Genomic DNA, 24076 nt, shown 5'->3' on the forward strand with positions numbered 1-24076 from the left:
AAACAATGATTATTTTATAAGCGGAGGAGACAGTAAATGCGATTATCGAAGAAATTTCTTTTTTTAGCCTCAAGTATATTGGCTTTGCAATTAGCTATACCTGTAGCAGCTAATGCAGAAGAGGTACAAGGTGACCATATAGCACCAAGCTGGGTTTTACAAACCGATTATGTAGCACTTGGTGATTCATTAGCACATGGGATGAATGAAATAGGTGTAATTGGATTAGGCTACACCGATTTTATTGCACAGGCTTTACAGCAAGACGGCTTCCTTACTTCCTTTAATAAGGGCTTTGCTATGTCAGGCTACACAACTAAAAATGTTTTGGCGGATCTACAAAATGATGTAGCAAAAACAGTGACTGGTTTTGGTTATAAAGAGGAGCAGGCAAAATTACGAGCTTCTATAAAAGAAGCTGAAATCATCACATTAACAGCTGGGGCAAATGATTTACTGCCAATATTAAAAGAATCTCAAGCAACGGGTATTGACACTGTGGCTATTATAAAAGCTACTAAAGAAGCTGTATCGAACATTGCTACTATTCTATCGGAAATCAAAAAGATTAATCCAAAAGCTGAAGTATATGTGATGGGTTATTATAATTCCTTCCCATACTATAGTGAGAGCTTACAAAATCAATTTAAACTGTTATTAGCTACCTTGAATTCAACAATCAAAACAACTACTGAAAAAGCGGGCGCTATTTTTGTTCCTACATATGATGTTGTTGCAAAGGATGTTGCCAACTATCTACCAAACCCTGAAAATATTCATTTAAGTGAAGCTGGTTATTTAGCGGTAGCAAAAGAAGCATTTTTACCAATTATTAAAACAAGCTCTTTATGGGATGTAACGCAGGCCATTGGAATAGATGTAAAAGATCGTACAACTGTTGAGGTTAGCTGGCAAGAAGCGACAGATAATGTAGGCGTGGCAAATTACCATGTCTATGTGAATGGAAAATTAACGTCAACACTAAATGCTGATACTACTAAAATTACGCTCAAAGATTTATTAGAAAATACAACCTACAATGTATCCATCAAAGCAATTGATGCTGCTGGTAATGAAAGTGTTCAAAATCCTACAGTTACTTTCACTACGAAAGGAACAGTTAGCTTTACAGATACACAGAATCACTGGGCAAAAGAGTATATTCAAAAAGCTGCAAATACAGGTATAATGAATGGCTATACAGATGGGACATTTAGACCTGAAAGCAGTGTAACACGTGCACAAGCTGCAGCTATTCTTGTAAGAAGTTTAGGCTTAACTACAGAAGAAAAAGCACCATTTACTGATATCGCAAATTATGATGCAACAACTCAGTCCGAAATAGCGGCAGCATATGTACATGGTCTTATTAAAGGGACAGATGGGAAATTTAAGCCTGGACAGCCTGTGACACGTGCTCAATTAGCTGTAATGATTCATCGCGCCTATGAACAGCAATTTAATCAGCCATATATTGCAAAAGGCGATGTGCCATTTGCAGATGTCGCTTCCTATAATGCAGAAACAAAACATGCAATCACAATGCTTTATGAGTTAGGAATCGTGACAGGGAATGGAGGGAAATTTGCACCTGAAGCTGTCACAACAAGAGGTCAAGCAGCTAAAATATTTACAAACCTAAGTCAGCTATACATTCAATAATAATTAAAAGGTAGGGGTACTGTCACCTCTACCTTTTGACGTTGTCGTAAAAAACGAAGTATAGTCTAACTATGCTGTTGAACGTCCATAGATAAAGGAGAATGGGATGCTGTCATTTATATTATCCGCTAAAAGATTACTAAAAGGCTTGTGGAGGGCCTTTAAACGTCCACAGTTCCTATCATTATTTACTACGCTGTTTTTAATCATTCTATCAGGAACTTTATTCTACAAGGGGACAGAAGGGTGGTACTGGTTGGATGCCATGTATTTTGCTGTAGTAAGCTTGATTCCAACAGGGGTTGAAACAGGACTATATCCAACAACGACTTATTCTAAAATATTTACAATGATTTATTTGATTGTTGGTACAGGAGTAATGTTTATCATGTTATTAATGCTGGGACGCTCTATCGTAGATTTTTCTCTTAATGAAGAAGAAAAAGATGAGGTTAAAAAACGTTTGAAAAAGTAAGATAGCAGTACAATGAATCTTTTGGACGATTCATTGTACTGCTATTTTTTATGATAGTTTGGCAATAATGCCTTCTTCGTCATCTAAAACAAGCTCAATCCCTGTCGAGAATGGATCACCATGTAGAACATCCTTGATCCAAACACGTAAGGCACCAATCATGGCTGCTGTATTAAGCACCTCGATTTGTCCGTTGACTTCAACCTCTGCCCCAAAGCCTGCATCATCCTCGTAAGTCAATTCAACAAGAACATCCTCGGGGCGAATGTTTTGATAGTAGGCTTGAGATAAGCAAATAGCATTAATAATATCTTGTTCGTTGATTATTTGTGCCATTGTGCTTCCTCTTTACGCTTTTTATCTTTAAACATATTCATTATCTTCACCACAAGCATCACAATAACAACAATTGCTGCTACATTAATAAGTAAACCTAAAATATTCCCCAGTATGCCCATACCACTAAATAGACTACCGAATAATAATCCAGCAAGTCCGCCAAGCATTAATCCCTTCATCAGGCCGCCAGAGAAAAAGCCACCTTTTTTAGTAGTATCTGCTTTATTAGTAGATGTTGAGTTGTTTTTATTTGTTGTTGCATTGTTTTGATCTTTAGTAGTATCCTTCGATTTTTGGATATTCGAGCTATTATTATTGTTAGAGAAGCCCTTTTTACCCGATTTATAGGATTTAGCTTCTGCGGTTGGCGTATCAGAAATGAATAATGTTGCACCAACAGTCGAAAATATCAGTGTCGCTGCAAAAAGAGCGGCAAGAATTTTTTTCATTACATACATTCCTCCAATATAATTTTTAATCTAATCATAAACTAGTTCTTATATAGTAATATTACATGAACTATATTAAAAAATAAAACAAACGCTTTCAAAAATTGAGCTATACCAAAAAATATGGACAAATAGTGGCAGATGTAATGATTGGATAAATTATGCAATAGAAAGGAGTGAAAAGATGCTACTAACTTTATCGATCTTCATCATCATATTTTTCATTTTCTACCTAACAGAAAAAAGGCGCTTTCTCAACGCGGTAATCCTTGGCCTGATAGGTATATTTATTATTAGAGCGCTTATTATTCATTATCCATTATTGCTGCCAAATGATCAGGGGATTATTTCCGAAATGGGGATATTTATTATATTAGGAAGCTTTCCAAGTATTATGTTTATTTTATCGATAGCCATGTTTTTTAATAGTAAAGTATTATTGGAAAAGGAAGGGCGCAAATTTCATAATTTAATGTTAGCCATATTGGGGCTAAGTTTTGTTATTATGATGATATGGTATGTATTCGTCATTTTTATTCAAATTGAAAATGTATTTTGGCATATTCTTTTCTTCTATGCGTTTTTGATTTTTGGCTATACCATGTTCTTATACACGAGTGTCCTTGCTTACTCAACGTTGTATCATTTTACACCTATCCGTTATGAACCAAATTACATCATTGTATTAGGCTCAGGGTTAATTGGCGATAGGGTACCTCCACTTTTAGCAAGTCGTTTAGATGAAGCAGTAAAGCAATATATAAAGTATGAGAAGAAGCCTTTTATCATTGTTTCTGGTGGTCAGGGAAATGATGAAAAGGTATCTGAAGCATTTGCAATGAAACAATACTTAATAGAAGTTCATCATATTCCAACTGACAAGATTCTTATTGAAGATCGTTCAGCCAATACAGAACAAAATATGATCTTTTCAAAGCAAATAATGGACCACCATTCTCATGGGGTGAACTATCGTTCCATTTTTGTTACGAATAATTTTCATGTGTTTCGTGCAAGTATTTATGCTAGGAAAGCAGCACTAGATGCCGAGGGGATTGGCTCAAAGACAGCATTTTACTATGTTCCTAATGCATTCACACGAGAATTTATAGGTTTATTAGTAATGTATAAATGGACCCATGTCACAGTCTTTTTAATTATTACGCTATTCGTAGGCTTACTATTGAGAGCATATGTGTAACCAAACTTCAACTGTCTTCCATATAATAGTGGTAAGACAGTTTTTTTACATAGTGTGCAGGGGAGGAAAATAATGTACGAGCAAATTTTAGCCAAGCGAAATAAAGAACGAATAAATACCCTACAAAGTCTTACACAAACTCAAGATCCGTGGTTTGCTCAAAATATAAAATTGCTTACATTCGCTGAAGTTAACCTAACAGCCTTGCAGAGGATATTGTATCAAGTAGTACGGGGGTTATTAAAAGAACAGCAACAGCGTCATTTGCAGATTGTCCATACAGTGCAATCTCAATCGATTCAGGAGAATGTATTAACGCTGTTAGCAGAATATGATGATGTCTTGCGCGATGCTATCCCCCAGCCTATCTATATACTCATTTGGCAAATTTCTTCGCTAGAAAAGTTAAAAAACAGTATAGAAGTAGTGGATGATGTGCTTGATATTGTCGAGTGGTATTTTCGTCATCAAGAGGAACAAGTCGCTATTTTAGATGAAGAGGAATTAGATCATGAGCTCATTATTGATTTGTATAAAGAGGCGGTTGAAGAGCAGGATGGGGATGCTCAATATCAACTGGGAGAATACTATAATTCTAGAGAGGGTAAACATTTTCAACCTGAAAAATCATTGAAATGGTTCGAGCTAGCTGCTGCCCAGGGAAATGCAGATGCTCAATATATGCTTGGGAATTTTTGCTTTGGGGGCATAGGTGTGGAGGAGAATTATTCCCTAGCCTTTTCCTACTATGAAAAAGCGGCTTTGCAGGGACATGCGGATGCTGCCAATAATTTAGCGGATATGTACTTTAATGGTGAGGGCGTACCAACGAATTATACATTAGCAAAAAAATGGTTTGACTATGCTGCACAAAAGAATGTCGCAGAGGCAATGTTTACGTTAGGAATTATGTATGAGCAGGGGTTAGGCGTTGAGGCAGATGCAGAAGAAGCTTTTAATGCCTATAAAAAATCCGCTGAGGCAGGGTATGTGGAAGCACAATATCTACTAGGCGGAATTTATTTAGAGGGGCGCTTAGGGAAAACGAAAGATGTCAATCGTGGCCTATTTTGGTATGAAAGAGCTGCGGAACAATATCATGTAGATGCCTTTTATGACTTAGGTTATATATGGAGTAACGGGCTGGCAGGAATACGCAATATCGAAAAAGGTATCCATTGGTTTAAGCAGGCAGCACTTCAAGGAGATGTGGATGCCAAGTTACAGTTAGGGCATATTTTTAATAAAGATCCAGGAATAGATAGAAATCTGAAAGAAGCTATTAAATGGTATAGACTTGCAGCAGATGCTGGCTCCGAAGAAGCGACTAAAATATTACAGGAACTTAAAGGATTGTAAATTTAGTGTTAAAAAAATATAGGTTTTTAGAATTATTTATATAGCTATAGTTAATGAAACTTTTGGTCTAAAAATGATTACTGTGATGGGTATGTAGATAGATGTTGATTGAGAATGAAAAATATTAATATAGTGAAATTTAAAGATGATCAATAAAAAAATAGAATAAATATAAAACAAGTAAGCATAATAAACAAAAAAATGGTTAAAAAAGCTACCCAATAATATTGTGGTAGCTTTTTTATTGATTATTACGCTTTATTTAACAACAAGGACTTTTTATACATTTTATGTAAAATAATGGTATATGTAAGATTGACAGTCATTTATAAAATGATTAATGTATATGAGTGATTTTGAAAAGAAGCATACGTAAATAATTTACTGTTAGTCATGTAGTGACTATATCTGTTTGTTGAGAGCATATGACCTTATGATAATTGAGCAAAGGGATACGCACATACTTTTGGAGGAAGTACGTCATACGGAATGCACTATCTGTTGCGACCATTAAATCTGGTCAATCTGATTTTATCGGTATTTTTTCGTGTATCCATCAATATGTTAAAAGGATTTGATGTTTCTCAGCCTGATGAAAGTAAACGGAATGAAAGAGGGAAGATGTGTGATTTTTCAAAAACAGAGAAAGACAAAGGTATTGGATTTACAGCAATACACAGTGAAAATGGATTTGTCCTCTCGTCAATCAATGGCGAAGCAAATTGAAATGCTGAACTTAACGAAGAAAGACTTACAATATTTAAAAGCTTTCCAGCCAATAGTTATGGACAATGTAGATCACATCGTAAACCGTTTTTACAACATGATAGGAACAGAGCATCATTTGATAGATATTATCAGTCATCATAGTTCTGTAGAAAAGCTTAAAATAACATTACGGCAGCATATTATTGAAATGTTTAACGGAACCATTGATGAGTTGTATTATCAAAGGCGTGTGAAAATTGCAAAGGTGCATGTCCACATTGGGCTTAGAACACAGTGGTATATCTGTGCATTCCAAGATTTATCAATGTCATTTATTGATTTGGTCGAAAAAAATATAGAATTCCCACAAGATCAATTTAATACGATCAGAGCTATATCGAAAATTTGTAATTTTGAGCAACAACTCGTTTTAGAAGCTTTTGAAAACACTGTCGAACAACTGAAGGAAAAAATGGTGCATGAGAAAGAAGTTATTGAACGACAGATTGTAGACTCTTCAGAAGCTCTTGCAACAATTTCGCAGGAAACAAATAATTCATTTTGCTGCTTAAGCAAGCAATCTGACGAAATTAAACATTTGGCCAAAAAGTCACTCGATGTATCTACATTAGCTGAAAATCAAGCACTAGAGGGTCGCGAACGTTTAAAAAATCAATCACAAAATATGCTCAATATTATTCATTCTCTTCACGATATAGAGGAAAATATTGAACAATTATCAGGGATGTCTAAGGAAATGGAAACAATCATGAGTGTTGTGACCAATATTGCGAATCAAACGAATCTATTGGCTTTGAATGCTGCAATTGAAGCAGCGCGTGCTGGTGAAGCGGGGAAGGGCTTTAGTGTAGTGGCTGATGAAGTGCGTAAATTATCGATTCAGACAAAAGAATCAGTTACAGCGGTTGCTTTGTTATTGAAAAAAACGGGTGAACGAACAGAAAAATTAGAGCATTCTTTGACAAATATTCAAGATGAAGTTGCAGCAGGTGAGGAAAATATGTTACAAACGGAAGGCCAATTTACGAATATTTTGGGAGCTATGACAGAAGCAAAAGAACAAAATGATTGTATGGCAACGAAAATACAAGCAATTGTAGGCATATTAAGTGAATTAGGCACTTCATTTACTGATGTAACGAATTCAGCAGAAAAATTAGCGAGCTTTGCGCAAAATTTAAAAGGATAGACTACTAACATTTACATCTATTTATATTTTTAGAAGTATTAAACACTATAGTACCTATTAAAATGTTTGTTGTGTAAATATTGCAATAGAGGATGGATCTTTTAGAGATTCAGAAAGCGAGAGCTATTTCACTGATGAAATAGCTCTACATGTTGTTGAAAAAAGATGATGTCAACGGCAGAAAAGGCAACTTTGCAGGGTGAGGGGTTGATTTCCGTTCCGCCAGCGTCCTTTCCAGGGGGCGTCCGAGGAGCCGCTTCACTCACTTCCGTTCGTTCCAGGGTCTCCTCTGTGACGCTAAATCCCCTAGGAGTGACGCTGGCTCCACTCCAATCAACCATTCTGCAAAGTGTCTTTACTTTTTTTTCATAGTAGCATAGCGATCAAATCGCCCATTATCTGTATTCTTAGCGGGGATAAGCTCTTATTTTCAGTGTGGAGAAGTGATGCGTGACAACACCTCTTTATAAAGAGTAGTGAGCACCTTCACTTTATTTGAAAACCTTTGCTAAAAAGTTAGTGGGTTGAAGTGGAGGGCTACTTGACTCCCGTGGGATAGCGAGACAGGCGAAGCCCTGCACGGAGCGGTAGCGGAGGAAGCGATTCGGCGCTCGCCCACAGGAAAGCAAGTAGCCTGCAACGGAAATCCATTTCTACCTTTCAATTGACTGTTTTGTTTTTCAACACTAAGGAGGGCTATTTCGCTGATGAAATAGCTCTATTTTTGCTAAATTTGTAAAGGGTTTAACGTAATTTTCAATGAAAAAAAGATTATACTGTAGAAAGAACGAATAATAGGGGCGGTTACTATGAAAACAGTTGTTGTTTTAGGCGGCGGTATTACAGGACTATGTACAATGCATTATTTGCAACGTCAAGTGAAGGAACATAATTTAGATGTTCGTCTAGTACTTATAGAAAAAAATACATATTTAGGAGGCAAATTATATTCGGCACATGAACAAGGTTTCATCATGGAAACAGGTGCTGATTCTATTGTAGCGCGTCACCAAGGTGTTATGGAACTTGTACAGGAGCTTGATTTTGAAGCGGAACTAGTTTACAACGAAACAGGTATTTCTTATATTTATACGAATAATGAGTTACACGCTATTCCAGCAGATTCAACTTTTGGAATACCGATGAGTTTGACATCCTTAGAGGAAAGTACACTCATTTCCGAGCAAGGGAAAAAAGAAGCGTTGAAGGATTTAACATTACCTAACGATCGCTTCACAAAGGAAAGTTCAATCGGTGAATTTTTAACTTACTATTTAGGAGAGGAACTGGTGAAAAATCAAATTGCACCAGTCCTTGCAGGTGTTTATTCGGGAGATTTACATCAGCTTTCTATTGGCTCTACTTTACCGTATCTGATTGATTATAAGAATGATTATGGAAGTATTATTAGAGGCTTTGATGCGAATCGTGAGCAATTTGTTAAAGCAGCGAACAAAAAATTTATATCCTTTAAAAATGGTTTATCTTCTTTAATTGATCGACTTGAACAAACATTATCCGATGTAGAAATCATCAAGGGCGTTACTACTCTAAATGTTAAAAAACAAGATAAGAACTATACAATTTCCTTAGCCAATGGTGAAATTATTGAGTCAGAATATGTCGTTTTAGCATTACCAAACGATACTGTCCAAAATCTACTACAGGATGAATCTTTAAATCGCTATTTTGACCAATTTACGACAGCGTCAGCGATTACTATTTATTTAGGTTTTGATGTGCCGGACTCTAGATTACCAGCAGATGGAACGGGCTATATTGTTTCCCATAATTCAGACGTTACTTGTAATGCAGCTACTTGGACTAGTCGCAAATGGAAGCATACATCGAAAGAAAATAAATTACTTGTGCGACTCTTTTATAAGAGCATCAATCCAGCCTATGAGCAACTACGTGCCATGACGGATGAAGAATTGGCAGCAGTTGCTTTAGAAGATGTGAGAAAGAGCCTAGGAATAGAAGAACAGCCAACCGTTGTAAATGTAACAAAATGGATTGATCAAATGCCTAAATATGATCTAGCGCATCGTGAAGCATTACAAGGGTTACTACATGAATTACATGGAAAATATCCAAATTTATCCATTGCAGGGTGCTCATATTTTGGCGTAGGTATTGGTGCTTGCATTCAAAATGGGAAAAAAATTGGTGAAGAGCTTGCAAAGGAACTTGCCAATTTCTAAGGTTTTAAGTGGAAAAAAACTTTCTTATGTGAAATAGTCTTGACTCATTCGTCAGTAAACGATATGATTCTTTTAATTATTTAAAAAATTCATACTTAATTCTTATCAAGAGAAGCAGAGGGACTGGCCCATTGAAGCTTCAGCAACCAACTTTATTGTCAGGTGCTAAATCCAGAAGACCGTTGAGTCGAAGATGAGAAGGAACAACAATGATGAATCGTTAAAGCCTTCTTTTTTTATGAAAGAGGGCTTTTTATTATATAGAGACATAGGAAGAGAGGCTAGTTTTATGGGATTGCTTGAAAGGTTAAAAACGCATGTATTGACAGCGGACGGTGCAATAGGCACAGTGCTATATGGCTATGGATTGGAGTATTGCCATGAGGAAATGAATGTTCAGAGACCCGAGTTAATTGAGAAGATTCATAGAGAATATATTGCGGCTGGTGCTGACATCATTCAAACGAATACGTACGGTGCAAATGCCATCAAATTAGCTCGCTATGGATTAGAATCACGTGTCCAACAGTTTAATGAAGCAGCTATTACCATTGCAAAACGAGCAGCGGCAGATGGCGGTCAATTTGTCTTAGGAACAATTGGAGGTATTCGGGGAATTCGTAAAAGTGATGCAACCTTGGATGAAATATTAGCGACTATTGAAGAACAAGCAAGTGTCTTACTGGCAGGGAATCCAGATGGTCTTTTACTCGAAACCTATTATGATTTTGAAGAATTAACAGCAACCTTAAAGATGCTACGAGAAAAAACAAATTTGCCAATTATTGCACAAGTTTCTATGCATGAGCCTGGTGTTTTACAAAATGGTATGTCTTTAAATAATGCTCTCCATGAGCTTGAAGCCCTCGGTGCAGATATTGTTGGCGTCAATTGTCGACTAGGTCCTCACCATACAATTCTAGCATTTGAAGGTGTAGAACTTCCTAATAAGGCATTCATGTCTGCCTATCCGAATGCGTCACTTCTTGACTTAGAGGATGGACGTGTCGTTTATGAGTCAGAAGCTGATTATTTTGGTCGAGCGGCTGTTGAATTACGTGACCAAGGTGTACGTTTAATAGGGGGCTGCTGTGGTACTACACCCAAACATATTGCAGCAGCAAAGAAGTATTTAGAAGAGTTATCACCAGTTCAGGAGAAGCATGCGAAACCTGAAAAGATTGAGATTGTACGTGAAGCGGAGCCACCAAAGTATGAGCCTCTTCATGAAAAAGTAAAACGTGAACGCTCTGTCATAGTAGAGTTGGATACGCCTAGACATTTAGAGATTGATGGATTCCTTGAAGGAGCAAAGCAATTGTATGATGCAGGTGCAGATGTAGTCATGATGGCAGACAATTCACTGGCCTCACCACGGATTAGCAATATTGCAATGGGAGCATTGTTGAAGAGTACACATGGTGTACGCCCACTAACACATATTACATGTCGAGACCGTAACTTAATTGGTCTTCAATCGCATTTAATGGGTCTAAATGCTTTAGGTATTCATGATGTGTTGGCTGTTACGGGTGATCCAACGAAAGTGGGAGACTTCCCAGGTGCGACAAGTGTTTATGATGTATCTTCGATGGAGCTGATCCAATTAATTAAGCAGTTAAATGAAGGGGTTTCCTTCTCAGGTAAACCACTTCGTAAAAAAGCAAATTTTTCAGTTGCTGCTGCATTTAATCCAAACGTCCGTGTGTTAGATCGTGCTGTGACACGTTTAGAGAAGAAAATTGAGCATGGGGCAGACTACTTCATTTCTCAACCAGTGTATACGAAAGAAAAAATTGTAGAAATTTATGAGGCAACAAAGCATTTACAAGCTCCTATTTACATCGGCATTATGCCTGTTACGAGTTATAAAAGTGCTGAATTTTTACATCATGAAGTGCCAGGTATCAAATTATCCGAAGATGCCTTGGCAAGAATGAAAGTATGTGGAGAAGACAAGGAACGAGCGAAATTGGAAGGGATTGCCATTGCTAAAGAATTAGTTGAAGTGGCTGCGCAATACTTCAATGGTATATACCTTATTACACCATTTTTACGATACGATGTGACACTAGAGTTGATGAAATATATAGAGCAATTGGATGAACAGAAAAAAGGAGTAAGTATACATGGCTAAGCACTCGATTGAAGAGCAACTAGAGAAACGTATTTTAATTCTTGATGGCGCAATGGGAACAATGCTACAAAACGAAAATTTATCAGCAGAAGATTTTGGTGGTGAGGAGCTAGATGGCTGTAATGAAAATCTTGTGCTTACTAGACCAGATGTCATTGAAAAAATTCATCATAAATACTTAGAGGCAGGCGCAGATATTATTTGTACTAATACATTTGGTGGGACGCCTCTAGTGTTAAATGAATATGATCTTGGCGCAAAAGCCGAAGAAATTAACAAGCGTGCAGTGGAAATTGCTCGTCAAGCAGTGGATCGTTATTCAACATCAGATTGGCCACGTTTTGTTGCAGGGGCTATGGGGCCAACAACAAAAACGTTATCAGTAACAGGTGGTATTACATTTGATGAGCTAGAGGAAAATTTCTATGTACAGGCAAAGGCATTAATTGAGGCAGGAGCCGACGTTCTGTTATTAGAAACAAGTCAGGATATGCTCAATGTCAAAGCAGGCACACTTGGCGTAAAGCGTGCTTTTGCATCAACGGGAAAAGAACTACCCGTCATGATTTCAGGAACAATAGAACCGATGGGTACAACGCTTGCAGGGCAAACGATCGATGCCTTTTATATTTCAATCGAGCATATTAAACCATTATCTGTTGGCCTAAACTGTGCGACAGGACCTGAGTTTATGACGGATCACATTCGTTCATTAGCAGAGCTTTCAACAGGCTATATTAGCTGTTACCCGAATGCTGGCTTACCAGATGAAGAAGGGTGTTATCATGAATCCCCAGAATCGCTATCACAAAAATTAAAAGGTTTTGCAGAAAAGGGTTGGCTTAATATTGTAGGTGGATGTTGTGGGACGACACCCGCTCATATTGCAGCCATTCGTGAGATCTTAAAAGATGAAAAACCTCGTCGAGTTCCAGAAAAAACACATGGTCATGCGGTATCAGGAATCGAACCGTTATTGTATGACGATTCTATGCGTCCGTTATTTATTGGGGAGAGAACAAATGTTATCGGCTCTCGTAAATTTAAGAATTTAATCATTGATGGAAAGTTTGAGGAGGCCGCAGAGATTGCACGTGCTCAAGTTAAAAATGGTGCACATGTTATCGATATTTGTTTAGCCAACCCTGATCGTGATGAATTAGCCGATATACGTGGATTTATGCAGGAGGTTGTAAAAAAGGTTAAGGTGCCTCTTGTGATTGACTCAACTGATGAAAAAGTAATTGAGGAAGCATTAAAGTTTTCCCAAGGGAAAGCCATCATTAACTCTATTAATCTAGAGGATGGTGAAGAACGATTCGATGCAGTATTACCACTTGTGAAAAAATATGGTGCATCATTAGTTGTTGGAACGATAGATGAAAAGGGAATGGCGGTTGACCGTCATCGAAAGCTTGAAATTGCCGAGCGCTCCTATCAACTTTTAACGGAGAAATGGGGAATTGCACCAGAGGATATCATTTTCGACCCATTAATGTTCCCTGTAGGAACGGGTGATGAGCAGTATATTGGTTCAGCTTTGGAAACGATTGAAGGCATTCGACTCATCAAAGAAAAATTGCCGCAGACATTGACGGTACTTGGCGTAAGTAATATTTCATTTGGCTTACCACCAGTTGGCCGTGAAGTACTGAATGCTGTCTATCTCTATCATTGTACACAGGCAGGCTTAGATTATGCCATTGTTAATACAGAGAAATTGGAGCGTTACGCATCCATACCGGAAGAGGAAATTAAACTCGCAAATGACCTGCTCTTTAATACAAATGATGAAACATTAGCAGTGTTTACAGATTTTTATCGTGATAAAAAGAAGGAAAAAACGGAAGCCGATATTCCAAAAACGGTTGAAGGTCGTTTAGCTTACTATATATTAGAAGGAACTAAAGAAGGGCTAATTGAGGATTTAGACGCTGCACGGGAAATCTTCGAGGCGCCGCTTGATATAATTAATGGTCCTTTAATGGAGGGCATGGCTGAGGTAGGTCGATTATTTAATGATAATCAACTCATTGTAGCAGAGGTTTTACAATCAGCAGGTGTGATGAAGGCCGCTGTTGCTCATTTAGAGCAATTCATGGAGAAGGATGAAGAGAGTGCTGGAAAAGGGAAAATGGTCCTTGCTACGGTAAAAGGTGATGTTCACGATATTGGGAAAAACCTTGTTGATATTATATTAAGTAATAATGGCTATAAGGTTGTCGATTTGGGCATTAAAGTAACTCCTGCCCAATTGATTGAAGCGATTCGTAAGGAAAAACCAGATTTTATTGGGCTATCAGGTTTACTCGTGAAATCAGCGCAACAGATGGTTATTACTGCTCAGGATTTTAAAGAGGCGGGGATTGATGTACCTATTTTAGTTGGTGGGGCTGCACTTTCTCGTCGTTTTACTGAAACAAAAATTGCAGATGAATATGGCGGTCCTGTTATTTATGCAAAGGATGCTATGCAAGGCTTAGAGCAAGCGAATTTATTAATGGGTGAAGGGACTCGTGAAAAATTCTTAGCAGAAATTGAAGAATCCCGTCAAAAACGTTTAGAGGCCGATGAAAAACGAGCTGCTCGTCCTGCAAAAGAGGTAACAATAAAGCCTGCACGAACAGTAAAGGGAGCGCCTGTATTTTTACCAGCTGATTTACGACGTCATGTGAAAAAAGACTATTCTGTATCGCATTTATATCCTTATGTTAATATGCGTACTTTATTGGGACACCATTTAGGCTTGAAAGGGCAGGTTCAGCAATTGCTTGATGCGGGTGATTCAAGAGCGACAGAGCTAAAGGATTTAGTAGATGATTATTTGAAAAGTGATCTATTAAAGCCATCAGGTTTGTATCAATTTTTCCCTGCTCAAGCAGATGGTGATGATGTCGTTGTGTATGATCCTGCTGATAGTAAGACGGAAATTGAACGTTTTACCTTCCCTCGTCAGCAGGTTGAACCATTTTTATGTCTTGCAGATTTCTTAAAAACGGTAGAGAGCGGTGAAATGGACTATATTGCGCTTATGGTTGTAACAGCAGGTCAAGGAGTAATGGCTACAGCTCACCAGTTAAAAGAGGATGGAAAATTCCTTGAAAGTCATGCCTTGCAATCGACTGCTTTAGAATTAGCAGAGGGCTTTGCTGAACGTATGCATCAGGAAATTCGTGACCAATGGGGCTTCCCTGATGCAACAGATTTCACTATGAGAGATCGTTTTGCTGCAAAATATCAGGGTCAACGCTTTTCATTCGGATATCCTGCATGTCCTAACTTGGAGGATCAAGAAAAACTATTCGGCTTGTTAAAACCTGAGGATATTGGCGTCCATCTTACAGAAGGCTTTATGATGGAGCCAGAAGCATCTGTATCTGCAATCGTTTTTGCTCATCCTGATGCTCGCTACTTCAATGTTTAAGGCATAAAATAAGAGATAGATAGTTCATTTAATGACTATCTATCTCTGTTTCATTGTAGATGATAATGATTTGGTTAAGGGAAGTGAGCAGAATGATACGATTTATGGAAGAGAAAGATATACCTGGGGTTTTGGACATCTATAATGATATAATTTTAACAAGCAAGGCTGTCTATCGATACGATATACAAACTTTAGATGAAAAAGTACAGTGGTTTAAGGAGCAACAAGCATTAGGTAATCCTTTGCTTGTATTTGAGGATAATGGGCTTGTCGCTGGCTTTGCTAGCTATAGTCAATTTCGTCCTTATCCAGGTTATAAATTTACAATGGAGCACTCTGTCTATGTGCATAAAGAGCATTATCAAAAAGGGATTGCGACAAAGCTCATGCACAAGTTGATCGCGATTGCTGAAGAAAATGGTGTGAAAACGCTTGTCGCGGGTATTGATGGAGAAAACATTGGTAGTATTAAAGCACATGAAAAATTAGGCTTTGAATATGCAGGCACAATCAAAAATGCAGGCTATAAATTTGAACAATGGCTAGACCTTGTGTTCTACCAACTTCATTTGACTGGACCCAAATCATAAAAGGATATGACAAATGTCATATCCTTTTTGTGATGTTTGCGTCTGTTACTGACTTGTACTCTTGTTTTATGATGAGCTCATAAGGAAAAGGAAACGAGGGAGTAGAAGATGGCAACAATTAAAGAAAAAACGAAAAAGTTACGTCAAGATGTAGCGCCATTTGCTAAATCGGATACGCGTAAAAGTGTTTTTCAGATTATAAATACAATTGTACCGTTAATTGCATTATGGGTGGCTGGTTACTTGTTAGTGGATGTCTCACCTTGGCTAACAGTTGGCTTAAGTGCTATTTCAGCAGGTTTTGTCGTACGAACTTTTATTATTTTTCACGATTGTACACACGGGTCATTTTTCAAAAGTAAAAAGGCAAACGACTGGGTTGGACTTTTTACTGGGGTGCTAACATCTTTCCCCTACGAAAAATGGAAACGTGAGCATACAATTCACCATGCAACAAGCTCAAACTTAGACAAGCGTGGTATTGGTGATATTGATATGATGACAGTGGAAGAATACATGCAAGCCTCAAAAGGCCAGCGTTTATGGTATCGCTTTTATCGTAATCCATTTGTGATGTTTGGTTTAGGACCACTATATATGGTACTTGTTTTAAATCGTTTTAATCGTAAGGATGCGAAGAAGAAGGAACGTCTCAATACAGTTTTTACAAATATTGTCATTGTAGGAATTTGTGCAGCTTTAATTTTCTTCATGGGCTGGCAAGCGTTTTTATTAGTACAAGGCGTTACTTTATTTATTGCAGGTTCTTTAGGCATTTGGTTATTTTACATTCAGCACACGTATGAAGATTCTTACTTTGAGCATGATTCAGAGTGGGATTATGTGAAAGCCGCAGTAGAAGGTAGCTCGTATTATAAATTGCCAAAAATTTTACAATGGGTAACAGGGAATATTGGTTTCCATCATGTCCACCATTTAGCTCCTCGTGTACCTAACTATAATCTTGAAAAGGCACACAATGAAACACCGCCATTACACATGGCAACAACAATTACTTTACGTACGAGTTTAGAATCACTACGTTACAAGTTATATGATGAGGATCAAGGTAAATTTGTGACGTTTAAAGAGGTAAATGAAATTATAAAGCGTAAAGCAAGAGGCAGTATTGCCGCTTAGTTGATAACAGCCATCTCTACAAGAGAGATGGCTGTTTTATGTAAAGGGAAGAGTCTTAGTCAAAGCATGTACAGGCATAAATTTAATTTTCTTGTTATAATAAGGGAAAAGCAGGAAAGAGCGTGAGATTATATTGAGGAAATGGCATAGTATTATTCCGAATAGTCCGATGCTCAGTGTATATTTATGGATAATTTTTTGTTTCCTACCGTTTTTCTTCATTTTTAGGAAATCATCTTATATCGAAATATCGATAGGCATTACGTTTTTAATGCTCTATTTTATCTTCTATCGATTTGCCATGAATTCGAAAAGCGGTTTAGTTTATATGTGGATTAGCTTTGAAATGGTCATAAACATCATTATGACTATATTATATGGCTATGTCTATTTGTCCATTTTCACAGCATTTTTTATTGGGAATATCCGAAGACCCGTCGGCTTTTATATTATGTACGGTCTACATATTGGGTTTACAGTTATTTCCACTGGGGCTGGATTCTTTGTGGAGCTTAACCTATTTTTATCACAATTGCCTTTCGTTGTATTAACTATTTTAGCTGTTGTCCTTTTACCGCTAACACTTTATTCCAAAAATAAACGTGAAAATTTAGAGGGACAGTTAGAAACAGCCAATGAACGTATTGCTGAGTTAATTGTTTTTGAGGAACGACAAAGAATAGCTCGAGATTTGCATGATACATTAGGACAAAAATTGTCCATGATTGGTTTGAAGAGTGATCTAGCTTCTAGGCTGATTGAACGAGATCCCCAGCAAGCCTTGATTGAGATTAAGGATATACGTCAGACAGCTAGTATTGCCTTAAAAGAGGTTCGGGAATTAGTTTCAGATATGCGCACTGCAAAATTCGAAGATGAGATCATGCGTATTTCACAAATACTAAAGGCGGCTGAAATGGAGTTTGTCTTTGAGGGTGATAAAAATGCACTGCAAGTTCCACCGCTTGTAGAGAATGTTTTATCTATGTGCTTAAAAGAGGCGGTTAATAATGTTGTCAAACATAGTGGAGCAACAAAATGTGAAATTGCTTTCCATCAAAATTTTAAAGAAGTTTACTTAGTAGTGCGAGATAACGGACAGGGCATTACGAAAAAACAAGCTTGGAGAACTGGTAATGGATTGAAGGGAATGCGGGAACGTTTAGAGTTTATTAATGGGTCCTTCAAAATTGAAAGTGTTGAGGGCACTACATTAACGGTAACTATCCCAGTAGCTATTACACATCAGAATGTCAAAGACAATCTGAAGAACATATAGAAAAGAGGATTGTGACATGATACGAATTGTGATTGCTGAAGATCAGGGGATGCTATTAGGCGCACTTCGCTCTTTACTTAGTATGGAGGAGGATATGGAGGTTGTTGGCTTAGCAAAAAATGGTGAGGAAGCATTGATGCTTGTGGAAGAGCATCAACCTGATATTTGTATTATGGATATTGAAATGCCAGTGAAAACTGGACTAGACGCAGCAGAGGAAATGCATAGTACTGGTTCAGATTGTAAAGTCATTATTTTAACTACATTTGCTAGACCGGGTTATTTCGAACGTGCTAGAAAAGCGAGTGTCAGAGGCTACTTATTAAAGGATAGCCCTATAGAGGAGTTAGTGAACGCAATCCGTACAATAATGGATGGTAAACGTATTTATGCACCAGAGCTCGTTGATTTTGTCTATGAAGATGATAGTGAAAATCCTTTAACGGAGCGAGAGAGCCAAGTACTGACACTTGTGGCAGAGGGTAAGACGACAAAGGAAATTGCTGCTGAGCTGTTTTTGTCTGCTGGCACGGTTCGTAACTATATTTCAACGATCTTAGAAAAACTGAACGTTGGCAATCGAATTGAGGCCATTGCACGCTTTAAAGAAAAAGGATGGAATAAATAAAAAGAGAACCTTATCGCATCATAAGCGAAAAGGTTCTCTTTTTTTTACTTATTGCGTTTAGTCAAACGACCAAGAACGAATGCACCTGCTGCTACTGCAAGAACAGTATTCGTTTTTTTCGTAAATACTTGTTTTGTGACAAGATTAAGGTTTTGAGGACGCTCAGCTAAACGGCGCATGAAATAGCCGTACCAATCTTCACCGAATGGAACGTACACACAGAAGTTATAGCCCTCTTTTGCAAGCTCTTTTTGCATATCTGTACGGAAACCATATAGCATTTGGAATTCAAATTTATCAAGTGGGATATTATGATCGGCTACAAAGCGTTTTACATGTGCAATGATATTGTGATCATGTGTTGCGATTGATGTAAATTTACCGTTTAGTAGGTGATATTCAATCAACTCAATAAAGTTTAAATCAATATCTAATTTGTCTTGATAGGCTACTTCAACTGGCTCTTTATAAGCACCTTTTACGATACGTAAACGGTAGTCCTTGAATTTTTCAATATCATCTTTTGCGCGGTAAAAGTATGATTGGATGACAGTACCAACATTATCAAATGTTTTAGATAGTTCTTCCACCATATCAAAGGAAGTTTGTAGGCGTCCATAGTCTTCCATATCAAAGTTTACAAAGATATCATATGAAGCGGCTTTTTCTACAATTTCATACAGATTGTCATAACAAAAATCAACATCAATATCTAAACCTAATTGAGATGGTTTTAATGAAATATGTGCAGCTACACCATTTTCGTGAATAGCTTCGATCACAGTAAGGATTTTTTCTTTAGCAGCAGTCGCTTCTTCTTTACTTGAAACAAATTCACCTAGGTTATCTACAGTACAAGAAATATTATGTGCATTTAGCTCTTTGATGCTTGCAATTGTTTCTTCGATATTTGTACCAGCTACTACACTTTGTGCTCCTAATTTTAGGCCATATTTCTTTGCAGCACTATTTAATAGTTGGTTCTCAGATAAATGGATGAAAAAATCGCGTAATAACATGGTCATTCTCCTAACTGCATTTTCTTTTTAGTATAACATAAATTTTTTAAACTATATTACATTCAGCCTAACAATTATTTCATTTCAAGTATTTGCATACGTTCATTAAATAACGCAGGATAACTTAAAAAACCAATCATAACACTGGTTAATGTTGCAGTTGTTAGGAGAGCAAAGATAATTAAAAGTTGAAATTGGACTGCCTGAATAGGGTCAGCTCCTCCGATAATTTGACCACTCATCATACCTGGTAACTGTACTAGTCCAATTGTCTTTTGACTCTCGATAGTAGGAATCATACTAGCTTTTATGGCATTAATTAATTGGCGATGAATAGCCTGTTTTGGTGTGCCACCTAGGGATAGTATTAGTTCCATCTGGTCCTTATGGTTAATAATTTCAGCCGTAAATCGATTTAAGAATAGAATGGATAGTACCATTGAATTACCGATTAACATTCCGCTAATGGGAATGATATATTGAGCAGTTGCTGGAACAATATGAAAGCCTAGCAAGACACCTTGTGTAATTATTTCTATTATGACAAGAGTTAGCGCTATTTTCCAGGTTATTCCTCTTATGCCTGCTCCTTTTTTTCGGGCATTTAACGTGGCAACGATAATCATTAATGCTACCATGAGGAAAATATAGCTATAACTATTTGCGTCAAAGACAAATTTTAATATATAGCCAACAGCAAGCAATTGAATGATGGAGCGTAATGTTGCGATGAGCGTATCTTTTTCAAGGTCTAACTTTAATATTTTGGATAAGAGTAACGGAATACAAACAAAAATTAATGTCAGTGATAAGGCTGTATAGGTCATTTGTTTACCCCCTGTACAAACTCGGCAACACGTGGATTTGTTGGTGCATTGAGTAAAGAGCTTTTACCAGTTTCCACGAGCTCCCCATTCATCATAACCCATGTATAGTGACCAATCGTTAATGCTTGTTGTAAATTATGAGTAATCCAAATCATGGTGACATTGTATTTTTTGTTAATGGTGACAATCAATTTTTCAATATCCTGTACGGATTGACGATCCAAGGCTGACGTTATTTCGTCTAATAATAAAATAGAGGATTGATTGATAAGTGTTCGAGCGATGGATACCTTTTGACGTTGTCCGCCTGATAGATCATTTGTAGATTGATGCAAGAAGCTTTCGTTTAACCCAACGTCCTCTAAATATTGAATAGCCTCCCGATCCGAAAGTTTTTGTCCTTGCAGTGTACGGGGAAGTGCAAGATTCTCTAACACTGTACCTGCTATCATAGGAGCTGCCTGTAAAGCAATACCAACATGCCTTCTTAAAGCTGTTGGATCATATGTAGAAATAGGTTGATTATCAACGAGTATATGCCCATTTGATGGTGAAAGAAGGCCATTACATAATTTAAGTAACGTTGTTTTACCTGCGCCAGAGGGGCCAACGAGAGTCGTAATTTGTCCTTTTGGAAATGACCCAGTAATTGACTTTAATATCATTTTGTCATTTACTGAAAAATGAACTTGTTGAAAGTGAATCGCAGGCTCATATAACATATTCATCTATTGAAACTCCTTTGCTTTAGTCAGTAAAATAACTGTAGCATGAAATGATGGAAGATGGTGTTGAAAAAAGAAAGAAGGGAATTTGGAAATGGAAATATTGTATTTCGATACTTTGACATATGCACAAGGTGATATGTATGTTGTGGCTTCAGACGAAGGACTTGTTTATATAGGAACACCAAATGCAGCATTCGATGAAGTGAAGGAGTGGGCTAAAAAACCATTCAAAGGATATTGTTTTGAAGAGAATTCGGAAAAATTACTACCATATAAAGAGCAATTAACAGCCTATTTTAAGAAGGAACTTATTGAATTTGACCTTCCAATCCATGTAAAAGGGACAGCATTTCAATTAGCAGTGTGGGATGCATTAAAAGAATTACCCTATGGGACAACAACAACTTATGGGAATATTGCTCAACGCATTGGTAACCCCAAAGCAGTTAGAGCGGTAGGGACTGCTATAGGAGCGAACCCAATTCTAGCGATTATTCCATGTCATCGCGTCATTGGCAAAAATGGTCAATTAACAGGCTTCAGAAGTGGCTTAGCTATGAAGCAATTTTTACTTGATCTAGAGCAGGAATAATTAATTGAAGCGAAGTATTTATTGTAAATGGTAATTAGTTGCTAAATTAAAGAAACAAAGCGGTTCTAACAAAGAAAAGAGCGCTTAGCTAAAAAATGATCGATTCTAGAAAATTAAAAGCGCTTTTTCTATAGATTTGATCACTTCATGCCAACTCTCCTACCTCCTCTGTAAATGAACGGTTTCCAATGTAGGAAAGTGCCAAAAGAAATCTGCCCCATTATCCAGAGATAAAGGAGCAGATGTTTCTACTAGCTATACATGTTGTTCTTCTTGAACATTGTTCTGCGCTTTACCGAAATGTGTTAAACGATGTGCGAAGGTTTCGCCTCGTACAGCAGAGCTTTTGAAAATATCTTGGTATTCGTACGCAGGCGTTCCGTGTTCCATTACATCTAACCCAGCAATTTCTTCTTCAGCCGTTACGCGTAATGGGACAAATGCTTTGATGATCAATAAACCTGCTGCAACAGATACACTAACCCACGCAATAGTTGCAATAACGCCGATTGCTTGAATACCTAATAGACCAAAACCCCCACCATAAAATAAGCCTTGCCCACCAATATCAAAAAGGCCAACTGCCAGTGTTCCCCAAACACCACAAATACCATGAACAGCAATTGCTCCAACAGGATCATCAACTTTTAGCTTCCACTCTAGGAAGCGTACACCTTCCACAAGTAAGGGTGCAGCAATTAAGCCGATGATAAGCGAGCCAAAAATGCTGACATTCGCTGCACCAGCAGTAATGCCTACAAGCCCAGCTAACGCACCGTTTAATGTAAGAGAGCCATCGATATGTCCGTATCGAAATTTTGTATAGAAGGCAGTAGCAACGACACCAGCCGCAGCTGCAAAAAACGTATTGGCAATAACACTAGGAACTAGCTCTGGATCGGCAGCTAATGTAGAAGCGCCATTGAAGCCGAACCAACCAAACCAAAGTAAAAATACGCCTAAAGCTCCTAGTGGAATACTGTGTCCTGTAATAACATTTACTCGACCATTTTCATATTTACCTAGTCGAGGTCCAACCATAACGGCTGCGACAAAGGCTGCAACAGCACCTGTTAAGTGAACAACTGTCGAGCCAGCAAAATCAACAAAACCTAAATCTGTTAACCAACCTTGACCACTCCAAACCCAGTGGCCTACTACAGGATAAACAACTAAAGACATAAGTATAATAACTCCAACATAAGCGAAAATATTAGTACGTTCTGCAACAGCCCCCGACAAAATAGTGGCTCCAGTTGCAGCAAACATTGTTTGGAAGATAAAGAAAGAAAGATCATCCACCCCTTTTAAAGCAAAGCCACTAGTGCCGAAAATGCCACCTACTGAGTCTCCGAACATAATGGCATAGCCACATAAAAAATAGACGATCCCGCCAAGAGAAATGGTAAGAAAATTCTTCATGATGATATTGACTGCATTTTTCGAGCGAGTAAATCCAGCCTCGACCATAGCAAAACCTGCATGCATAAAGAATACTAAAATAGTGCCAAGCATCACCCAAATTAAATTAACAGATAATAGTACTTCATCCATCTATATTGCCCCCTTTATTCTACTGCAATCGATCCGACTTCTTTTGTTCGGATACGAATTGCTTGTTCTACTGGATAAATGAAAATCTTGCCGTCCCCAACTTTACCAGTTGCTGCTTCACGCAATAAAATCTCTACAATGGCATCAACTTTGCCATCGTCTACAATCATTTCTAATTTTAATTTAGGTAAAAATTCAATTTCATACGTATTGCCGCGGAAGAGTCCTGTTCTACCTAGCTGACGACCACAACCAGCGATTTCAGAAACGCTTAACCCCGCAATTCCTTCCTGTGCAAGACCATCCCGAACTGCTCCAAAAACTTCAGGACGAATGATTGCTTCAATTTTTTTCATGTGTACCAGCTCCTTGCGTAAATTTAATTTACATGTTAAAACGGTATTAAAAACAGTGCAATTGTTTTTTTAGATTCTATGTAAGGTTAGTTTACACAGAATATTTCTGCTCCCGAAGTATTTTAGAAAAAAGGTTTTTATAAAGGGAATGAAAGCGGTACTAAAATTTGTGTCTAAAATGTGTACAGTTCG

At 37.6% G+C, this 24076-nt stretch carries 20 protein-coding genes, 1 pseudogene and 1 riboswitch; of the genes and pseudogenes, 14 read left to right on the plus strand and 7 right to left on the minus strand.

Features of this window, described 5'->3' with window-relative positions; all coding sequences use genetic code 11:
- Positions 1 to 36 precede the first annotated feature (36 nt).
- Positions 37 to 1662: an S-layer homology domain-containing protein gene (locus tag CD31_RS04425; RefSeq protein WP_036076025.1), complete on the plus strand. Its 1626-nt coding sequence runs from the start codon at positions 37 to 39 to the stop codon at positions 1660 to 1662.
- 106 nt (positions 1663 to 1768) lie between these two features.
- Positions 1769 to 2137 carry an ion channel gene (locus CD31_RS04430; protein ID WP_036076026.1) on the plus strand — a complete coding sequence of 123 codons (369 nt, stop codon included), beginning with the start codon at positions 1769 to 1771 and terminating at the stop codon, positions 2135 to 2137.
- A 48-nt stretch (positions 2138 to 2185) separates the two neighbouring features.
- On the opposite strand, the gene CD31_RS04435 is transcribed toward CD31_RS04430, so the two are convergent.
- Positions 2186 to 2473, minus strand: coding sequence for a DUF2653 family protein (locus CD31_RS04435; RefSeq protein ID WP_004224435.1), 288 nt, complete (start codon positions 2471 to 2473; stop codon positions 2186 to 2188).
- Positions 2461 to 2925, minus strand: a complete 465-nt coding sequence (locus CD31_RS04440) for a hypothetical protein (RefSeq protein ID WP_036076029.1) — start codon at positions 2923 to 2925, stop codon at positions 2461 to 2463. The genes CD31_RS04435 and CD31_RS04440 overlap by 13 nt, the downstream gene beginning before the upstream one ends.
- A gap of 184 nt (positions 2926 to 3109) precedes the next feature.
- Here CD31_RS04440 and CD31_RS04445 point away from each other — a divergent pair, with 184 nt between their 5' ends.
- From CD31_RS04445 to CD31_RS04495, 11 genes and pseudogenes are all read left to right on the plus strand, one after another.
- Positions 3110 to 4126: a YdcF family protein gene (locus tag CD31_RS04445; RefSeq protein ID WP_036076030.1), complete on the plus strand. Its 1017-nt coding sequence runs from the start codon at positions 3110 to 3112 to the stop codon at positions 4124 to 4126.
- 72 nt (positions 4127 to 4198) lie between these two features.
- Positions 4199 to 5485, plus strand: coding sequence for an SEL1-like repeat protein (locus CD31_RS04450; RefSeq protein ID WP_036076031.1), 1287 nt, complete (start codon positions 4199 to 4201; stop codon positions 5483 to 5485).
- A gap of 709 nt (positions 5486 to 6194) precedes the next feature.
- A pseudogene (locus CD31_RS24155) lies at positions 6195 to 6632 on the plus strand (protoglobin domain-containing protein); the annotation flags it as partial.
- Positions 6633 to 6665: 33 nt separating this feature from the next.
- A complete protein-coding gene (locus CD31_RS24160) occupies positions 6666 to 7403 on the plus strand; it encodes a methyl-accepting chemotaxis protein (protein WP_376748011.1) in 738 nt (245 codons plus the stop codon).
- An 809-nt stretch (positions 7404 to 8212) separates the two neighbouring features.
- A complete protein-coding gene (locus tag CD31_RS04465) occupies positions 8213 to 9607 on the plus strand; it encodes a protoporphyrinogen oxidase (RefSeq protein ID WP_036076033.1) in 1395 nt (464 codons plus the stop codon).
- Between the two features lie 99 nt (positions 9608 to 9706).
- Positions 9707 to 9807: riboswitch (SAM riboswitch) on the plus strand.
- An 89-nt stretch (positions 9808 to 9896) separates the two neighbouring features.
- On the plus strand, positions 9897 to 11744 hold the full coding sequence (locus CD31_RS04470; RefSeq protein WP_016993697.1) for a bifunctional homocysteine S-methyltransferase/methylenetetrahydrofolate reductase: 1848 nt from the start codon (positions 9897 to 9899) through the stop codon (positions 11742 to 11744).
- Positions 11737 to 15168, plus strand: a complete 3432-nt coding sequence (gene metH / locus CD31_RS04475; protein WP_036076034.1) for a methionine synthase — start codon at positions 11737 to 11739, stop codon at positions 15166 to 15168. Before CD31_RS04470 ends, metH begins: the two co-directional genes overlap by 8 nt.
- A 92-nt stretch (positions 15169 to 15260) precedes the next feature.
- Complete coding sequence (locus CD31_RS04480; protein WP_016993695.1) at positions 15261 to 15761, plus strand: GNAT family N-acetyltransferase; 501 nt, start codon at positions 15261 to 15263, stop codon at positions 15759 to 15761.
- Positions 15762 to 15869: 108 nt separating this feature from the next.
- Positions 15870 to 16901, plus strand: a complete 1032-nt coding sequence (desA, locus tag CD31_RS04485) for a Delta(5) desaturase DesA (protein WP_036076035.1) — start codon at positions 15870 to 15872, stop codon at positions 16899 to 16901.
- A 133-nt stretch (positions 16902 to 17034) separates the two neighbouring features.
- The gene (locus CD31_RS04490; protein ID WP_425319326.1) at positions 17035 to 18180 is read left to right on the plus strand and encodes a sensor histidine kinase; all 1146 of its coding nucleotides are present in this window, start codon (positions 17035 to 17037) and stop codon (positions 18178 to 18180) included.
- Between the two features lie 16 nt (positions 18181 to 18196).
- Positions 18197 to 18808: a response regulator transcription factor gene (locus CD31_RS04495; RefSeq protein WP_036076038.1), complete on the plus strand. Its 612-nt coding sequence runs from the start codon at positions 18197 to 18199 to the stop codon at positions 18806 to 18808.
- Between the two features lie 44 nt (positions 18809 to 18852).
- On the opposite strand, the gene CD31_RS04500 is transcribed toward CD31_RS04495, so the two are convergent.
- From CD31_RS04500 to CD31_RS04510, 3 genes are all read right to left on the minus strand, one after another.
- Positions 18853 to 19827 carry a proline dehydrogenase family protein gene (locus CD31_RS04500; protein ID WP_036076039.1) on the minus strand — a complete coding sequence of 325 codons (975 nt, stop codon included), beginning with the start codon at positions 19825 to 19827 and terminating at the stop codon, positions 18853 to 18855.
- A gap of 74 nt (positions 19828 to 19901) precedes the next feature.
- Positions 19902 to 20654 (minus strand): ABC transporter permease, encoded by a 753-nt coding sequence (locus CD31_RS04505; RefSeq protein WP_036076040.1) that lies wholly within the window; start codon positions 20652 to 20654, stop codon positions 19902 to 19904.
- A complete protein-coding gene (locus CD31_RS04510) occupies positions 20651 to 21382 on the minus strand; it encodes an ABC transporter ATP-binding protein (protein WP_036076042.1) in 732 nt (243 codons plus the stop codon). Before CD31_RS04510 ends, CD31_RS04505 begins: the two co-directional genes overlap by 4 nt.
- 91 nt (positions 21383 to 21473) lie before the next feature.
- Here CD31_RS04510 and CD31_RS04515 point away from each other — a divergent pair, with 91 nt between their 5' ends.
- On the plus strand, positions 21474 to 21974 hold the full coding sequence (locus tag CD31_RS04515) for a methylated-DNA--[protein]-cysteine S-methyltransferase (protein WP_036076043.1): 501 nt from the start codon (positions 21474 to 21476) through the stop codon (positions 21972 to 21974).
- A gap of 255 nt (positions 21975 to 22229) precedes the next feature.
- On the opposite strand, the gene CD31_RS04520 is transcribed toward CD31_RS04515, so the two are convergent.
- Positions 22230 to 23528 carry an ammonium transporter gene (locus tag CD31_RS04520; protein WP_036076044.1) on the minus strand — a complete coding sequence of 433 codons (1299 nt, stop codon included), beginning with the start codon at positions 23526 to 23528 and terminating at the stop codon, positions 22230 to 22232.
- A 14-nt stretch (positions 23529 to 23542) separates the two neighbouring features.
- The gene (locus tag CD31_RS04525; protein WP_016995352.1) at positions 23543 to 23884 is read right to left on the minus strand and encodes a P-II family nitrogen regulator; all 342 of its coding nucleotides are present in this window, start codon (positions 23882 to 23884) and stop codon (positions 23543 to 23545) included.
- Positions 23885 to 24076: the final 192 nt, after the last annotated feature.

Origin of the sequence: Lysinibacillus boronitolerans JCM 21713 = 10a = NBRC 103108 (genome assembly GCF_000772935.1) — a bacterium.
In the GTDB taxonomy this organism is placed as follows: domain Bacteria; phylum Bacillota; class Bacilli; order Bacillales_A; family Planococcaceae; genus Lysinibacillus; species Lysinibacillus boronitolerans.

Coding starts and splice junctions, on each gene's coding strand:
- CD31_RS04425 (WP_036076025.1), top strand. CDS start 37: ATGCGATTATCGAAGAAATTTCTTTTTTTAGCCTCAAGTATATTGGCT.
- CD31_RS04430 (WP_036076026.1), top strand. CDS start 1,769: ATGCTGTCATTTATATTATCCGCTAAAAGATTACTAAAAGGCTTGTGG.
- CD31_RS04435 (WP_004224435.1), bottom strand. CDS start 2,473: ATGGCACAAATAATCAACGAACAAGATATTATTAATGCTATTTGCTTA.
- CD31_RS04440 (WP_036076029.1), bottom strand. CDS start 2,925: ATGAAAAAAATTCTTGCCGCTCTTTTTGCAGCGACACTGATATTTTCG.
- CD31_RS04445 (WP_036076030.1), top strand. CDS start 3,110: ATGCTACTAACTTTATCGATCTTCATCATCATATTTTTCATTTTCTAC.
- CD31_RS04450 (WP_036076031.1), top strand. CDS start 4,199: ATGTACGAGCAAATTTTAGCCAAGCGAAATAAAGAACGAATAAATACC.
- CD31_RS24160 (WP_376748011.1), top strand. CDS start 6,666: ATGGTGCATGAGAAAGAAGTTATTGAACGACAGATTGTAGACTCTTCA.
- CD31_RS04465 (WP_036076033.1), top strand. CDS start 8,213: ATGAAAACAGTTGTTGTTTTAGGCGGCGGTATTACAGGACTATGTACA.
- CD31_RS04470 (WP_016993697.1), top strand. CDS start 9,897: ATGGGATTGCTTGAAAGGTTAAAAACGCATGTATTGACAGCGGACGGT.
- metH (WP_036076034.1), top strand. CDS start 11,737: ATGGCTAAGCACTCGATTGAAGAGCAACTAGAGAAACGTATTTTAATT.
- CD31_RS04480 (WP_016993695.1), top strand. CDS start 15,261: ATGATACGATTTATGGAAGAGAAAGATATACCTGGGGTTTTGGACATC.
- desA (WP_036076035.1), top strand. CDS start 15,870: ATGGCAACAATTAAAGAAAAAACGAAAAAGTTACGTCAAGATGTAGCG.
- CD31_RS04495 (WP_036076038.1), top strand. CDS start 18,197: ATGATACGAATTGTGATTGCTGAAGATCAGGGGATGCTATTAGGCGCA.
- CD31_RS04500 (WP_036076039.1), bottom strand. CDS start 19,827: ATGTTATTACGCGATTTTTTCATCCATTTATCTGAGAACCAACTATTA.
- CD31_RS04505 (WP_036076040.1), bottom strand. CDS start 20,654: ATGACCTATACAGCCTTATCACTGACATTAATTTTTGTTTGTATTCCG.
- CD31_RS04510 (WP_036076042.1), bottom strand. CDS start 21,382: ATGAATATGTTATATGAGCCTGCGATTCACTTTCAACAAGTTCATTTT.
- CD31_RS04515 (WP_036076043.1), top strand. CDS start 21,474: ATGGAAATATTGTATTTCGATACTTTGACATATGCACAAGGTGATATG.
- CD31_RS04520 (WP_036076044.1), bottom strand. CDS start 23,528: ATGGATGAAGTACTATTATCTGTTAATTTAATTTGGGTGATGCTTGGC.
- CD31_RS04525 (WP_016995352.1), bottom strand. CDS start 23,884: ATGAAAAAAATTGAAGCAATCATTCGTCCTGAAGTTTTTGGAGCAGTT.